The sequence below is a fragment of the Enterobacter sp. UPMP701 genome (genome assembly GCF_053709515.1).
Genome location: NZ_JBSKJN010000003.1, coordinates 277,284 through 291,208, shown reverse-complemented (window position 1 = coordinate 291,208; position 13,925 = coordinate 277,284). Strand labels below are relative to the sequence as shown.

Here is a 13,925-nt window from a genome sequence, read left to right as displayed (position 1 = left end):
ATGGAATGAGGTACATCTATGCGTGCTCTGCCCCGCTCTGTCGGTACAGACGTTGCAGCCCAGTGTTTTTTAAACGCCCTGTTACGCGAAACGAAGGACTGGCGCTATCTCCCTGCAGCCGCAGCGGATGAGTTAGCGCACATTCATATTCCACTCTCTTCCTCCCAGGCCCTTCGGGTTCCGGTACGCTATTTCTCCCCAACCCAGCACCATCAGTACCGTTTCCCGGCAACGCTTATTCAGAGCGATAGCGACAACGGTGACGCCGTCACTTTCACTCAACTTATTGATTTAATACTTGAAAAACCGTCAGTGAAAGGCTCACTGGATGCCGATACGCTGGCGCGGTTTAAACAGCGCGCGCTCGAAAGCCACGCGCACACCTGGCAGGCAATCGATCTGCGCCACAACTGGGCCACGCTGCGCGATAAGCCGCTGACGTTTGCCGACGCGGAACAGGCGCTGCTGGTCGGCCACGCGTTTCACCCTGCACCAAAATCCCACGAGCCGTTCAACGAAACCGAGGCGCGTCGCTATCTGCCGGATTTCGCCTCCCGCTTCCCGCTGCGCTGGTTTGCCGTTGAGAGCACGCTGGTTGCCGGTGACAGCCTGAACGTCTCCCTGCGCGAGCGTCTGCTGCGCTTCGCCGCACAGAGCGCACCGGAGCTGCTCGGCCACTTCACCGACACCCGCTGGCTGCTGCCGATGCATCCCTGGCAGGCCGACTATCTGCTGGAGCAGGACTGGTGCCAGCGTCTGGCGGCAAACGGTTCATTACAGGATCTGGGCGAAGCGGGTGCACAGTGGCTGCCCACCAGCTCGTCTCGCTCGCTGTACAGCGAAACCAACAACGACATGATTAAGTTCTCCCTCAGCGTGCGCCTGACCAACTCCGTGCGCACGCTGTCGGTGAAAGAAGTTAAGCGCGGTATGCGCCTGGCGCGGCTGGCGAAAACGGAACGCTGGCAAGATTTACAGGCGCGCTACCCGACCATGCGCGTGATGCAGGAAGACGGCTGGGCGGGACTGCGTGATGAAAGCGGCGTCGTTCAGGAAGAGAGCCTGATGGCCCTGCGCGTTAACCTGCTGTTCGATACCCCTGAAACGCAAACCAACGTGCTGGTGAGCCTGACCCAGGCCGCGCCGGACGGCGGCGACAGCCTGCTGGCCGCAGCGGTGCGTCGTCTGAGCCAGCGTCTGGATTTACCCCTCGCCCAGGCCGCCCGCTGCTGGCTGGACGCCTACTGCGACCGCGTGTTGCTTCCGCTGTTCAGCGCCGAGGCGGACTACGGTCTGGTCCTGCTGGCGCACCAGCAGAATATCCTTGTTGAAATGCAGCAGGATTTCCCCGTCGGGCTGATCTACCGCGACTGCCAGGGCAGCGCCTGGACCGAAGGGGCCGACGCGTGGCTGAAAGAGGCGGGCGAAACCGAAGTGGAAAACCGCTTCGGTGAAAGCCAGCTGCTGCGCTACTTCCCTTATTACCTGCTGCTGAACTCCACCCTTGCCGTGACCGCCGCCCTCGCCGCCGCCGGTTTCGACAGCGAAGAGAGCCTGATGGCGCGCGTGCGTGACGCGCTGGCCGAACTGCGCACGACGGCGAAGCAGACCCGCTGCCTCGACTACGTGCTCGACAGCCCGACGTGGAACTGCAAAGGCAACTTCTTCTGCTACCTGCACGATCGCAACGAAAACACCATCGTCGACCCGGCGGTGATCTATTTCGACTTTAACAACCCGTTTTACAAGGAGAAGGCGTGATGGCGAACGCGAATATCGTCCATTCCGGCTACGGCTTTCGCTGCACGGCCACGGAGCACAACCTGCCGCTGACGCTGGGTCTTGACGGCAGCGCGGTCCTTGAGCGCCTGACCGGGATCCCGGACGGCTGGCTGATGGACGCCCTCGATCAGCTGTTTATTGCCGCTCCCGCGCTGACCGGCATTACCCTGCCGTGGGCGGCCTGGCAGGATGAACCCCAGGCGCAGGCGCTGTTTCGCCAGGCCCACGGGGATTATCTGCCGCGTGAAACCTTCTGGCAGCTGCCGCTGTGGCTGAAAGGCGAACGGCCTCAGGCCAGCGGCGGGATGCAGTTTGATGAAAGCCGTCAGCTGTATTTCCCGCTGCGCCCTCGCCGCCCGCAGGGCGAGGTGTATCGCCGTTACGATCCGCAAATTAAGCGCACGCTGAGCTTCCGCGTGGCCGACGTGGCGCTGGACGGCGAGCGTCTCACTCAATGGATGAATAACCCGCGCGTGAACGCCTTCTGGGAGATGGCGGGCCCGCAGGCTGAGCAGGAGAACTACCTGCGTCGCCAGCTTGACTCGACCTACTGCTACCCGGTTATCGGCTGCTTCGACGACCAGCCGTTCGGCTATTTTGAACTCTACTGGGCGGCAGAAGACCGCATTGGCCGTCACTACCGCTGGCAGCCGTTTGACCGTGGGCTGCACATGCTGGTGGGTGAAGAGAACTGGCGCGGCGCGCAGTACATCCGCAGCTGGCTGCGCGGCCTGAGCCATTATCTGTATCTCGACGAGCCGCGCACCACGCGCATTGTCGCCGAGCCGCGCTTCGACAACCAGCGCCTGTTCCGCCATCTGTCGTCTGCTGGTTTTAACACGATGAAAGAGTTCGACTTCCCGCACAAGCGCTCGCGCCTCATCATGAGCGAGCGTCACCGCTTCTTCAGCGAGGTGGAACTGTGAACGCGCTCTGGCAGAAAGTGAACCGCGAGATGGTGGCGAAGATCCTCGCCGAGCTGGAATACGAACGCACCCTGCGCGCTGAGCCGCTGTCGTCAGATACCTGGCGCATCACCATGGGGAACGAATCCTGGCAGTTTCGCGCCACGCGCGGGATCTGGGGCTGGCTGCATATCGACCCGGACACGCTGACCACCGCCAGCGGCGCCGCCGTGGAAGCGGAACGCGCGCTGCTGCAGCTGGCAACCGTGCTGGAGATGAGCGACGCGCAAACGGCAGAGCACATGGAAGATCTCTACGCCACGCTTCGCGGAGACATGCAGCTGCTGCAGGCGCGTGAAGGGCTGGACGCAGACGCGCTGATCCACCTCGACCCGGACGAACTACAGTGTCTGATGCGCGGTCACCCGAAGTTTATTTTCAACAAAGGACGCCGCGGCTGGGGGCTGGACGCGCTGCGCCAGTACGCGCCGGAGTATCGCGGACGTTTTCGTCTGCACTGGGTCGCCGTTCAGCGCGAGCATCTGGTCTGGAGCAGCGACGCCGATTGTGACATTCACACTCTGCTGTCCAGCACCATGGACGATGCCGAGCGCGCCCGGTTTAACGCCCGCTGGCAGGCGCTGGATCTGAACGACAGCTGGCTGCCGGTGCCGCTGCACCCGTGGCAGTGGCAGCAGAAGATCGCCATTCATTTCCTGGCGCAGCTGGCGCGCGGTGAGATGGTTGAGCTGGGCGAGTTTGGCGACGAGTATCTGGCGCAGCAGTCCCTGCGCACGCTCACCAACGCCAGCCGTCGCGCGCCGTATGACATCAAGCTGCCGCTGACCATCTACAACACCTCCTGCTATCGCGGTATTCCGGGCAAGTATATCGCCGCCGGTCCTCTGGCCTCGCGCTGGCTGCAGCAGCAGTTCGCCGCTGATGCCACGCTGGTCCGCTCCGGCGCGCAGGTATTGGGCGAACCCGCCGCCGGGTATCTGTCGCATCCGGGGTATGCCGCATTGCCGAAAGCGCCCTACCGCTATCAGGAGATGCTGGGGGTGATCTGGCGCGAGAACCCGTCCTGTTACCTGCAGGACGACGAGCAGGCGGTGCTGATGGCGGCGCTGATGGAAACCGATAACGCAGGGCGTCCGCTGATCGACGCGTGGATCAAACGCTCGGGGTTAACCGCCGAAGCGTGGCTGGAAAAGCTGTTCGAGGCAACGGTGATCCCGTTCTACCACCTGCTCTGCCGCTATGGCGTGGCGCTTATCGCCCACGGCCAGAACGTCACGCTGGTGATGAAGGATTATGTCCCGCAGCGCATTCTGCTGAAGGATTTCCAGGGCGATATGCGCCTGGTGGATGAGGATTTCCCGCAGGCGCAAAGCCTGCCGGAGCAGGTAAAAGCGGTGACGGCGCGCCTGAGCGCGGATTACATCATTCACGACCTGCAGACCGGCAACTTTGTGACGGTGCTGCGCTTTGTTTCGCGCCTGACCCTGCAAAGCGGCGTGAGCGAAACGCGCTTCTACCAGATTCTGGCGCAGGTTTTACGGGGTTATATGGCCGCGCACCCTGAGCTTGCGGAGCGCTTTGCCAAATTCGATCTGTTTAAGCCGCAGATTATTCGCGTGATCCTCAACCCGGTCAAACTGACCTTCTCCGAACACGACGGCGGCAGCCGCATGTTGCCGAACTACGTTACCGATCTTGATAACCCACTTTTTCTGGCCTCCCGGGAGTCCGCGCAATGAAAACCTATGATTTCATCGGCATTGGTATTGGCCCGTTTAACCTCAGCATCGCCGCTCTGGCGGAAGGGCTGGACGACTTTAGCTCGCTGTTCCTTGAGCGTAAACCGCACTTCTCGTGGCATCCGGGCATGATGGTGCCGGACTGCCACATGCAGACCAGCTTCCTGAAGGATCTGGTCAGCGCCGTGGAGCCGACCAACCGCCACAGCTTTCTGAACTACCTGGTGCAGCGCAAAAAGTTCTACCGCTTCCTGACCACCGAGCAGCGCACGGTTTCCCGCGAAGAGTTTGCGGACTACCTGTGCTGGGCGGCGGACAACCTCACCAACCTCGCCTTCAGCCAGCAGGTGCAGCAGGTGAGCTTTGATGAAAAAAGCGGCCTGTTTGAGGTGGTGACCCAGCGCGATCGCTTCCTGGCGCGCCATGTCTGCGTGGGGATTGGCAAGCAGATCAATCTGCCTGACTGCGTCACCGTGCAGGACGATACCTGCTTCCACGCCAGCGAGATGATGCTGCGCACGCCGGATCTCGCGGGCAAGCGCGTCACCGTAGTCGGCGGTGGCCAGAGCGGTGCCGATCTGTTTTTAAATATCTTCCGTGGCGAATGGGGCCAGCCGCTGAGCCTGAACTGGGTATCGCGTCGCAACAACTACAACGCGCTGGATGAAGCCGCATTTGCGAACGAGTATTTCACGCCGGAGTACGTGGACAGCTTCTCCACGCTTGGCGAAGAAGCACGTCGTCAGATGCTGCACGAGCAGAAGATGACCTCCGACGGTATCACCACCGAGTCCCTGCTGGCGATTTACCGCGCCATGTACCACCGCTTTGAAGTGCTGCGTGAAAAACCCTGGGCGCACCTGATGCCCTCCCGCTCGGTGACGGCGCTGACGCGCCAGGAAACTGGGCAGCGCCTGAGCATTCAGCATCACCTGGACGGCGGGCGCGAACAGCTGGAGAGCGACGTGGTGATTTTCGCTACCGGCTACCGCGCCGTGCAGCCCGCGTTCCTCGCGCCGCTGTCTCACCGCCTGCATCTGGATGCGGACGAAGCCTTCTGCATCAACAACGATTTCACCCTCGAATGGGACGGCCCGCAGAGCAACCGCCTGTTCGCCGTGAATGCCGGGATGCACCGTCTCGGCATTGCCGAACCCCAGCTCAGCCTGATGGCCTGGCGCGCGGCGCGAATTCTGAATCGCGCACATGCCGACGAGCCGTTTGAACTGGCCACCACCCCTGGCGTTATCCACTGGCGGAGCACCACCAGCCCGGAGAGCAGCCAGGTTTTTAAATCATTAGCAAAAACCACTGAGTACTGACACACACAATCAGGATCAACATAACAATGAAACGTTCTCATCTTTGGGTTTTAAATCCTTGCTTGCTTGCAATGCTTTCTACCTCTGCGTGGGCGGAAGAACAAAAGGAAGAAAATATCGTGGTCTCCGCCAGCCGTGCGCATCGCAGCGTGGCCGAGATGGCGCAGACCACCTGGGTCATTGAGCGCTCTGAGATCGAGCAGCAGGTTCAGGGCGGAAAAGAGATTAAAGACGTGCTGGCGCAGCTGATCCCGGGCATGGACGTCAGCAGCCAGGGGCGTACCAACTACGGCATGAACCTGCGCGGCCGCTCCATGATGGTGATGGTGGACGGCGTGCGTCTTAACTCGTCCCGCAGCGACAGCCGCCAGCTCGACTCGATCGATCCGTTCAACATTGACCGCATCGAAGTGATCTCCGGCGCCACCTCGCTCTACGGCGGCGGCAGCACCGGCGGCCTGGTGAACATCGTCACCAAAAAAGGCCAGCCGGAGACCGAAGTTGAGTTCCAGACCGGGGCAAAAAGCGGCTTTAACAGCCATAACGATCATGATGAGAACGTGTCGGCAGCGGTCAGCGGCGGCAACGACAATGCCTCCGGCCGTCTGTCAGTGTCGTATCAGCGCTACGGCGGCTGGTATGACGGCAACGGCGACGAGGTGATCATTGATAACACCCAGACAGGCTTACAGTATTCCGACCGTATTGATGTGATGGGAACAGGCACCCTCAACATTGACGATCACCAGCAGCTGCAGCTGACTACGCAGTACTACAAGAGCGAGTCCGACGGCAAGCATGGGTTGTATCTCGGGAAGAACTTCTCGGCGGTAACGGGCGATGCCACCGCGTACAATAAAGATAATCTCGACTCTGACCGCATACCGGGCACCGAGCGCCATCTGATTAACCTGCAGTACTCCAATACCGATTTCTGGGGCCAGGATCTGGTCGCGCAGATTTACTACCGTGACGAGAGCCTGACCTACTACCCGTTCCCGACGCTGACCAAAGGCGTGGTGAGCAGCATCGGCGCGTCACAGCAGAAAACCGATTTCTACGGCGGCAAACTGACGCTGAACAGCAAGCCGGTGGACGATTTGACGCTGACCTGGGGTGTCGATGCCGACCACGAAACCTTCGATGCTAACCAGCAGTTCTTCGACCTGAGCAAGGCAGCGGCAAGCGGCGGTATGGAGCTGGACAACGCCTACAACGTGGGTCGTTACCCGGGCTACAGCATCACCAACCTCGCCCCGTTCCTGCAGGCGAGCTACGACATTGACGCCATCACCCTGAGCGGCGGCGTGCGTTATCAGTACACCGAAAACAAGGTGGATGATTTTGTCGGTTACGCCCAGCAGCAGGCCATCGCCACCGGGAAAGCCACTTCCGCCGACGCGGTGCCGGGCGGGAAAACCGATTACAACAACTTCCTGTTTAACGCCGGGATCCTCGGTCGTCTGACCGAACAGCAGCAGCTGTGGTTTAACTTCTCCCAGGGCTTTGAAATCCCTGATCTGGCGAAGTACTACGGCTCCGGCACCTACCAGCTCAGCAACGGCCACTATCGCCTGCTGAACAGCGTGAACGTCAACGACTCAACGCTGGACGGCATTAAAGTCAATGCTTACGAGCTGGGCTGGCGCTACACCGGTGACAACCTGCGCACGCAGGTCGCGGCGTATTACTCGCTCTCGGATAAAACCATCACCATTAACAAGACGGATATGACCATCAACCTGGAAGACGACAAGCGTCGTATCTACGGGATTGAAGGCCAGGTGGACTATTTCTTCACCGACAGCGACTGGAGCACCGGCGCGAACTTTAACGCCATCAAGTCTGAAACCCGCGAAAACGGGAAGTGGGAAAAGCTGACGGTCGACAGCGCCAGCCCGTCAAAAGCCAGCGCATGGGTAAACTGGGCGCCGGGCGACTGGACCCTGCGCGTGCAGAGCACGCAGACCTTTGACGTGTCCGACTCTGATGGCAAGAAGATCGATGGTTATAACACCGTCGACTTCCTGGGCAGCTACGCTCTGCCGGTGGGGAAAGTCAGCTTCAGCGTGGAGAACCTGCTGGACAAAGACTACACCACCGCCTGGGGCCAGCGCGCGCCGGGACTGTATAGCCCAACCTACGGTGCACCGGGTCTTTATACGTATAAAGGCCGTGGACGTACGTTTGGTCTGAACTACTCCGTGCTGTTCTGATGCTGCGCGCCGCCTGCGGGCGGCGCATTTTGCTGTGTAATTTCAATGCGAATTTGCTATAAAATCAGCGATTTGCTGAAATTGTCGGCAAACGAACAAAAAGCGCGGTTTCACCCTTTGACAAGGCGTACCGAGGTCGCTACTATGCGCCTCGTTCACACGATTCCTCTGTAGTTCAGTCGGTAGAACGGCGGACTGTTAATCCGTATGTCACTGGTTCGAGTCCAGTCAGAGGAGCCAAATTTAAAAAGCCTGCTTCAAAAGCAGGCTTTTTGTTTTTCTGCGTCTCTGATGTTAATTCAGAATCGCATCCAGCCTGGCAAGCACCTCATTTACAACGGCGTCAGGTATGTGTTCCAGCCGCATGCCGTTCCGGGCAACCATATCAATGGTTCTGGGCTGGTCGCAGCGAATAACGCCCGTTGTTTTTGTCCCCGCCCCTTCCAGTGAAACAGTGAAACCTGCAGTGCGAGCAAAGTTTCCGCCGCTGGTGACGGGAACCACTACCGGTAGCCGGGTCAGCTTGTTAAACGATGCCTTCGATACAATGAGTACAGGACGTTTTCCACTTTGCTCGTGGCCAGCAATCGGATCCAGTGAAACAAGCCAGATTTCCCCTCTGTCCATTTACAGGATCTCCTTGCCTACCGCAGGCGCATCAATCCATTCCCGTTCCCCTTCGCTCACTTCAGCGTGCGGATCGCACTGCGCCAGCAGCTCCTCAAGCGAATAATGTGGCCGTTTCTGGGGTTCAATAATCAGGCAGCCATTATTAATGGTCATGCCGACTTCGCTGTCCGTCGACAGCTCCAGCGTTTTCAGCACGGCGGGAGGAACCGCCAGCATGATGGATCCGCCAACCTTTTTCAGGCGAGTTTTATACATAGCGCACCTCCGAATATTATATTTTAATATAACATTCAGGACGGGAGGTGCGCAATTATTCATCAGATTCATGGTGATTTCCTTTTCGTAATGAAGTGTGCAGAAAGCCGTTATCCATCGGAGGGCAGTGCAGGTGGGAACGAAGTGCGTCACTAAGAAGGTAGATAATAGAAAACTGTTTTTGCGGTTCAAAGGATTATGGCGGATCGGATAGACGAAATGCGAGGCGGCTTCCGGATCGGCGCTGTGTGGGGGCCAGGTTGAGGTCCCCCTCTCTCACGGCTTCATAACGATGCGGCCAAGCGGTTTCGCTGTCTCAGCGTATTCATGGGCCGCAGCGGCGTTAGCCAGGGGGAAGATGCGGTCAATGACAACCCTGATGCGCCCTTCTGCCACAGCCTGCAACATGTCGTCCACGCTTGTCCGAACGCCGGGCCTTTCAAAAAGTGGCCCCATGAATACCCCCATGAGTGTCTGGTTAGACTGCATTGGCGGCCACAAGTCGACAGTCAGACTGCCACCGCCCGCATTACCGACGAAGACGAGACGTCCTTGCGGAGCGAGTGCAGAAAGCGAAACAGGCAACGTCGTCCCTACCGGATCGATGACGAGGTCAACACCGGCGCCACGGGTGTACTCTCGGACACTGTCAACGATGTTGTCCTCTACACGATCCACGACATAATCGGCACCCAATTCAAGCAACCGACTTCTTCGCTGCGTTCCGCTTGCCACAGCGATAACCGTCGCGCCAGCTTGTGAGGCAAGCTGAACGGCCGCGAGCCCCACGCCACCTGCTGCTGCCTGAATCAGGACGGTTTCTCCGTGCCGAAGCATGCCTCGTGTGAATAGGCAATGATGCGCGGTTCCAAAAGAGATCGGTACCACCGCAGCATCTGTTGCATCCACTCCATCCGGAATAAGCCAGGTGCGTTCCGCGGGCACCGCCCAACGTTCCGCATGCGATCCCTGCATGCTAAACGCAGTCACTTTGTCCCCAACCTTTCGGCTACGGACTTTCGAACCGGCGGCAACCACTGTGCCCGCGGCCGCGTAGCCGACGATCCACGAAGGAAGAGGCGGCGGCGTTGAGCGCCGGTTGATCAGATCTCCCCCTTCAATCGAGATTGCCTCGACAGAAATCAGGACGTCATCAGGCCCTGCGACCGGATCCGGGACATCAATGTATTGCAGGACGTCGGGAGCGCCTTCCACGTCATAAACCGCTGCTTTCATTAATTTTCCTCTGTCATATCAAGACCCGTAGGAAGCCGTTAGATTTGGTGGCAGGTGAGTACCGATTACGATCATAGAGCGCCTGCCGTCCGAAGGGGAAAACGGCTTCGCGTGTTGTCATGTTTGTACCTTTGTAATGGGGCGAAATCTGTCCGGTGAACACAAAGACACTTTACAGGTGCCAGATCGGGCGGATAAACAAGCGACGTTGTCCATCATTCTTTATAAGCTGCTCAAGGGTTCTTCCCATCGTGCTATTCCCTCTCTAAAAACTATCCTTTCAACTGAGCGACAAGCCCGGCCAGCGCAGCGCTAACGGGCAAGCCAGCAGCTAGATCTGGTAATCAATCGCTACTTCTTCCGGCTCCATTACCTGACGTTTAATCTCGTCCACAGACAGCCCGGCATTGCATAGCTCGATAAAGCGCCAGACATAGTTGCGCTGCAGCTGTCCACGCTTCAGCCCAAGCCAGACGGTATTGGCGTCAAACAGGTGACGGGTATCAAGACGCACGAGGTTCCCGTCTTCGCTTTCCCCGCTGGACTGTTCCGCCACCAGGCCTATACCCAGACCCAGCTCGACGTAAGTTTTGATCACATCGGAGTCCTGCGCGCTCAGCACCACGTCCGGCGTGAGCCCTTTGCGGTTGAAGGCTTCATCAATGCGCGAGCGTCCGGTAATGCCCTGGCGGTAAGTGATCAGCGGCCATTTCGCAATGTCTTCCAGCGTCAGGGGAGAGACCTGATTCAGCGGATGATCGACCGGGAGTAATAAACTGTGGTACCAGCGGAACCACGGGAAGGCCACCAGCAGCGGATCGTTGCTCAGACGCTCGCTGGCGATGCCGATATCTGCCCCGCCGTTTTGCAGCAGCACTTCGATTTCCTGAGGCGTGCCCTGGATAAGCTCCAGACGGACGTCGGGGAAAATTTCGCGGAAGGCCTTGATCACCGGGGGCAGGCTGTAGCGCGCCTGAGTGTGGGTAGTGGCGATGGTGAGCACGCCCGAGGCGTCATTGGTGAAGAGATCCGCCAGACGACGCACGTTGCTGGCCTCGTTGAGGATCCGCTCAGCGATGGTGAGCAACGCTTTACCGGGCTCCGTCATGCCAAGCAGGCGCTTGCCGCGACGGATAAAAATTTCGATGCCCAGTTCCTCTTCCAGCTCGCGGATATGGCGGCTGACCCCGGACTGAGAGGTATAAAGCATATTGGCGACCTCGGTCAGGTTGTAGTCCCGCCTGGCCGCCTCACGGATAATTTTAAGTTGCTGGAAATTCACGATTCACTCCGGCGCATCTGACATAACGCTATTGTTAGAGTCAGCGGTGCTGCAGAACAAATAATAAAAACCAGCATCTTATGCTTTTATGGAATATCAACTCACGAGCTGCAGTTCACGGTTCTCAAGCGATGGCTTGCTGACCAGCGACATCAAAATCTCTTTTACCGCCTGCGCCTGCGGCGTCAGCGAGCCGCGTGCGGACATGTTCAGCGACAGCGGCAGGCTCATGGAAGGCGTGGTGATGCGCGCCATCCAGCCGTTCGCCGCGCTGCACAGCGAACGCGCTGCGGACTCCGGCAGAACCGTCACACCCATTCCGCTGGCGATGGCCGCGGTCAGGGTGGAGATCGAGTCAATTTCACCGATGATTTTGGCCGTCAGGCGGCGCAGGGAGAATGCTTCATCCACGCGCACGCGCACGGCGCTGTAGTCGCGCGGCAGGAAGAGGTTCATCTCTGCCACGGCGGTGAGGTCTACGCTCTGGCCCGGACAGTCGCGGGTGCCCACAAGGTAGAGATCTTCTTTCAGCAGCGGCTGGCTGGTGATCCCGGCGACCGGGGAGCGATCGTACAGGACCGCCATGTCCAGCTGGCCGTTAAGCAGTTTGTCGTTCAGTACAGAACCGCTGTTTTCGTGCAGATACACCAGCACTTCAGGCAGCTCGGCGCGCACGGCCTGCAGCAGCGGCATGGTGATAGAGGACGCAGCCGTTCCCGGCGCAAGGCCGATGGAAACATGGCCGCTCAGGGTCTGGCCCACATTGTTCACCGCCAGCTGCGCCTGCTCGCACTGGCGCAGAATAGTGCGGGCATGGGTATAGAGGATTTTACCCGCTTCCGTTGGCGTAACGCCGCGTTTGGTGCGGATCAGTAATTGCTGATCCATCTCGCCTTCCAGAGTAGCCACCTGCTGGCTCAGTGCGGGCTGCGCGATATGCAGCACTTCTGCCGCTTGAGTCAGGCTGCCGATATCGACGATTTTTACGAAGTATTTCAGTCGTCTTAAGTTCATTTTGCCCCCTGTTCGAAATGCTTTGCCGGAACCGGCTGTCGTTGTTGAACAGGTTTTGCAATATGGATGCCACTTTTACCGGGTGGTCTGATTTGTTCGCTAAGCGCCTGAAAATAAGGAAACCTAATCACAGGGGTGGTTTTATTACTGAAACAGCAGATTACGATCTGCCCCATTAGAGGTATATCCGCACCATAACGGTGCATTTCCGCTGTCAAAAACATCACTTTGCCGATTTTGTCAGCAAACGATCAAAAGGGGGTGATCCACCCTTTGACAAGGCGAACGCAGGTCGATAATATGCGCCCCGTTCACACGATTCCTCTGTAGTTCAGTCGGTAGAACGGCGGACTGTTAATCCGTATGTCACTGGTTCGAGTCCAGTCAGAGGAGCCAAATTTGAAAAGCCTGCTTTTAAAGCAGGCTTTTTGCTTTTCTGCGCAAGGTAAACGCAAAAGGGCAACCAGGTTGCCGTTTTTCGTGTTTGCTCCCTCTCCCACGGGAGAGGGCTGGTGCCCTCACATACCAATCTTAACCGGCATCCCCGACCGACGTTCCAGTTCAGCCCCCGCGCCTTCGTTTATCAGCTGCGTCAGCTGCGCGCCCGATACGGGCAGCGGTACCTTATTCGACGATTCAAACTCCGCGCGGTTACGCGACAGCGGCTCGTGAACCTCCACCCAGCGGCTACCGTCCGGCTCGGTAGTAACTTTAACGGGGCGATCGATAAGCTGCACGCGGGTGCCGACGGGAACGTTATCGAAAAGATATTTGATGTCGTTGTTACGCAGACGAATACAGCCCTGGCTCACCCGCAGCCCGATGCCGAAATTGGAGTTTGTGCCGTGAATGGCATACAGCCTGCCGATATAAATCGCATACAACCCCATCGGGTTATCCGGCCCGGCGGGCACGAATGCCGGAAGCGTTTTCCCTTCTGCCGCATAGGCACGCCGCGTATTCGGCGTCGGGGACCAGGTTGGCCCCTCCTGCTTGCGCTCAACGGCCGTCACCCAGTTACGCGGGGTTTCGCGACCGGCTTGACCGATGCCGATAGGCAACACTTCCACGGTATTGCTGCCCGGCGGATAATAGTAGAGACGCATTTCCGCCACGTTCACGACAATCCCCTCGCGGACGGTGTCGGGCAAAATCAGCTGTTGGGGGATGGTTAAGATCGTTCCGGCTTTTGGCAGAAAAGGATCCACGCCCGGGTTCGCTTCCAGCAGATTGCTCAGCCCCTGCCCGTGCTGCGCGGCATAATACTCCAGTGGCCGGGTATTTCCCTCAGGGACCACAACCGTAACAGGGGCACCGACAAGACGACTGCCTTCAGGCGGAAGTGGATACGTAACGGCCAGCGCACCGGGCGTTACGGCAGCAAGCATTAGCGCGAGCGAGAATAAGCGAATCATAGTTTCCCTGCGATAAACCGAATGGTCACAGGCTAACTATAACTGCCCGCTGCGAAATTTGTCAGAATAGTCACGCTGCGATAATGGTTTGCAATAAAAACCAGCACA

General features: G+C 58.6%; 11 protein-coding genes, 2 tRNA genes and 1 pseudogene. 7 read left to right on the top strand and 7 right to left on the bottom strand.

Annotated features, from left to right (window positions below):
• Positions 1 to 18: 18 nt before the first annotated feature.
• From ACWKXT_RS10020 to ACWKXT_RS09995, 6 genes are all read left to right on the top strand, one after another.
• The gene (locus tag ACWKXT_RS10020) at positions 19 to 1,761 is read left to right on the top strand and encodes an IucA/IucC family protein (RefSeq protein ID WP_454532351.1); all 1,743 of its coding nucleotides are present in this window, start codon (positions 19 to 21) and stop codon (positions 1,759 to 1,761) included.
• The gene (locus tag ACWKXT_RS10015; protein ID WP_454532350.1) at positions 1,761 to 2,708 is read left to right on the top strand and encodes a GNAT family N-acetyltransferase; all 948 of its coding nucleotides are present in this window, start codon (positions 1,761 to 1,763) and stop codon (positions 2,706 to 2,708) included. Before ACWKXT_RS10020 ends, ACWKXT_RS10015 begins: the two co-directional genes overlap by 1 nt.
• Positions 2,705 to 4,447, top strand: coding sequence for an aerobactin synthase IucC (gene iucC / locus ACWKXT_RS10010; protein ID WP_454532349.1), 1,743 nt, complete (start codon positions 2,705 to 2,707; stop codon positions 4,445 to 4,447). The genes ACWKXT_RS10015 and iucC overlap by 4 nt, the downstream gene beginning before the upstream one ends.
• Positions 4,444 to 5,769, top strand: coding sequence for a lysine N(6)-hydroxylase/L-ornithine N(5)-oxygenase family protein (locus tag ACWKXT_RS10005; RefSeq protein WP_454532348.1), 1,326 nt, complete (start codon positions 4,444 to 4,446; stop codon positions 5,767 to 5,769). The genes iucC and ACWKXT_RS10005 overlap by 4 nt, the downstream gene beginning before the upstream one ends.
• Positions 5,770 to 5,795: 26 nt before the next feature.
• Entirely contained in the window at positions 5,796 to 7,985 is a 2,190-nt protein-coding gene (locus ACWKXT_RS10000) for a TonB-dependent siderophore receptor (RefSeq protein ID WP_454527896.1), read from the top strand.
• Positions 7,986 to 8,149: 164 nt separating this feature from the next.
• Positions 8,150 to 8,225 (top strand) — tRNA-Asn (locus ACWKXT_RS09995).
• 54 nt (positions 8,226 to 8,279) lie between these two features.
• Here the strand turns inward: ACWKXT_RS09995 and ACWKXT_RS09990 are convergent.
• From ACWKXT_RS09990 to nac, 6 genes and pseudogenes are all read right to left on the bottom strand, one after another.
• Complete coding sequence (locus ACWKXT_RS09990; RefSeq protein WP_454527897.1) at positions 8,280 to 8,612, bottom strand: type II toxin-antitoxin system PemK/MazF family toxin; 333 nt, start codon at positions 8,610 to 8,612, stop codon at positions 8,280 to 8,282.
• Positions 8,613 to 8,870, bottom strand: coding sequence for an AbrB/MazE/SpoVT family DNA-binding domain-containing protein (locus ACWKXT_RS09985; RefSeq protein ID WP_454527898.1), 258 nt, complete (start codon positions 8,868 to 8,870; stop codon positions 8,613 to 8,615).
• 276 nt (positions 8,871 to 9,146) lie between these two features.
• Complete coding sequence (locus ACWKXT_RS09980) at positions 9,147 to 10,106, bottom strand: quinone oxidoreductase family protein (RefSeq protein WP_454532347.1); 960 nt, start codon at positions 10,104 to 10,106, stop codon at positions 9,147 to 9,149.
• A 22-nt stretch (positions 10,107 to 10,128) separates the two neighbouring features.
• A pseudogene (locus ACWKXT_RS09975) lies at positions 10,129 to 10,227 on the bottom strand (RidA family protein); the annotation flags it as partial.
• Positions 10,228 to 10,437: 210 nt separating this feature from the next.
• Positions 10,438 to 11,388, bottom strand: a complete 951-nt coding sequence (cbl, locus tag ACWKXT_RS09970) for an HTH-type transcriptional regulator Cbl (protein WP_454532346.1) — start codon at positions 11,386 to 11,388, stop codon at positions 10,438 to 10,440.
• A gap of 96 nt (positions 11,389 to 11,484) precedes the next feature.
• A complete protein-coding gene (gene nac / locus ACWKXT_RS09965) occupies positions 11,485 to 12,402 on the bottom strand; it encodes a nitrogen assimilation transcriptional regulator NAC (RefSeq protein WP_454527901.1) in 918 nt (305 codons plus the stop codon).
• A gap of 320 nt (positions 12,403 to 12,722) precedes the next feature.
• Between nac and ACWKXT_RS09960 the strand changes: the two genes are divergently transcribed.
• A tRNA-Asn gene (locus ACWKXT_RS09960) sits at positions 12,723 to 12,798 on the top strand.
• 122 nt (positions 12,799 to 12,920) lie between these two features.
• Here ACWKXT_RS09960 and ldtA read toward each other — a convergent pair.
• The gene (ldtA, locus tag ACWKXT_RS09955; protein ID WP_454527902.1) at positions 12,921 to 13,817 is read right to left on the bottom strand and encodes a L,D-transpeptidase; all 897 of its coding nucleotides are present in this window, start codon (positions 13,815 to 13,817) and stop codon (positions 12,921 to 12,923) included.
• Positions 13,818 to 13,925: the final 108 nt, after the last annotated feature.

Bases quoted from the DNA above. Each gene is read 5' to 3' on its own strand.
- ACWKXT_RS10020 (WP_454532351.1), top strand. From the start codon at position 19: ATGCGTGCTCTGCCCCGCTCTGTCGGTACAGACGTTGCAGCCCAGTGT.
- ACWKXT_RS10015 (WP_454532350.1), top strand. From the start codon at position 1,761: ATGGCGAACGCGAATATCGTCCATTCCGGCTACGGCTTTCGCTGCACG.
- ACWKXT_RS10005 (WP_454532348.1), top strand. From the start codon at position 4,444: ATGAAAACCTATGATTTCATCGGCATTGGTATTGGCCCGTTTAACCTC.
- ACWKXT_RS10000 (WP_454527896.1), top strand. From the start codon at position 5,796: ATGAAACGTTCTCATCTTTGGGTTTTAAATCCTTGCTTGCTTGCAATG.
- ACWKXT_RS09990 (WP_454527897.1), bottom strand. From the start codon at position 8,612: ATGGACAGAGGGGAAATCTGGCTTGTTTCACTGGATCCGATTGCTGGC.
- ACWKXT_RS09985 (WP_454527898.1), bottom strand. From the start codon at position 8,870: ATGTATAAAACTCGCCTGAAAAAGGTTGGCGGATCCATCATGCTGGCG.
- ACWKXT_RS09980 (WP_454532347.1), bottom strand. From the start codon at position 10,106: ATGAAAGCAGCGGTTTATGACGTGGAAGGCGCTCCCGACGTCCTGCAA.
- nac (WP_454527901.1), bottom strand. From the start codon at position 12,402: ATGAACTTAAGACGACTGAAATACTTCGTAAAAATCGTCGATATCGGC.
- ldtA (WP_454527902.1), bottom strand. From the start codon at position 13,817: ATGATTCGCTTATTCTCGCTCGCGCTAATGCTTGCTGCCGTAACGCCC.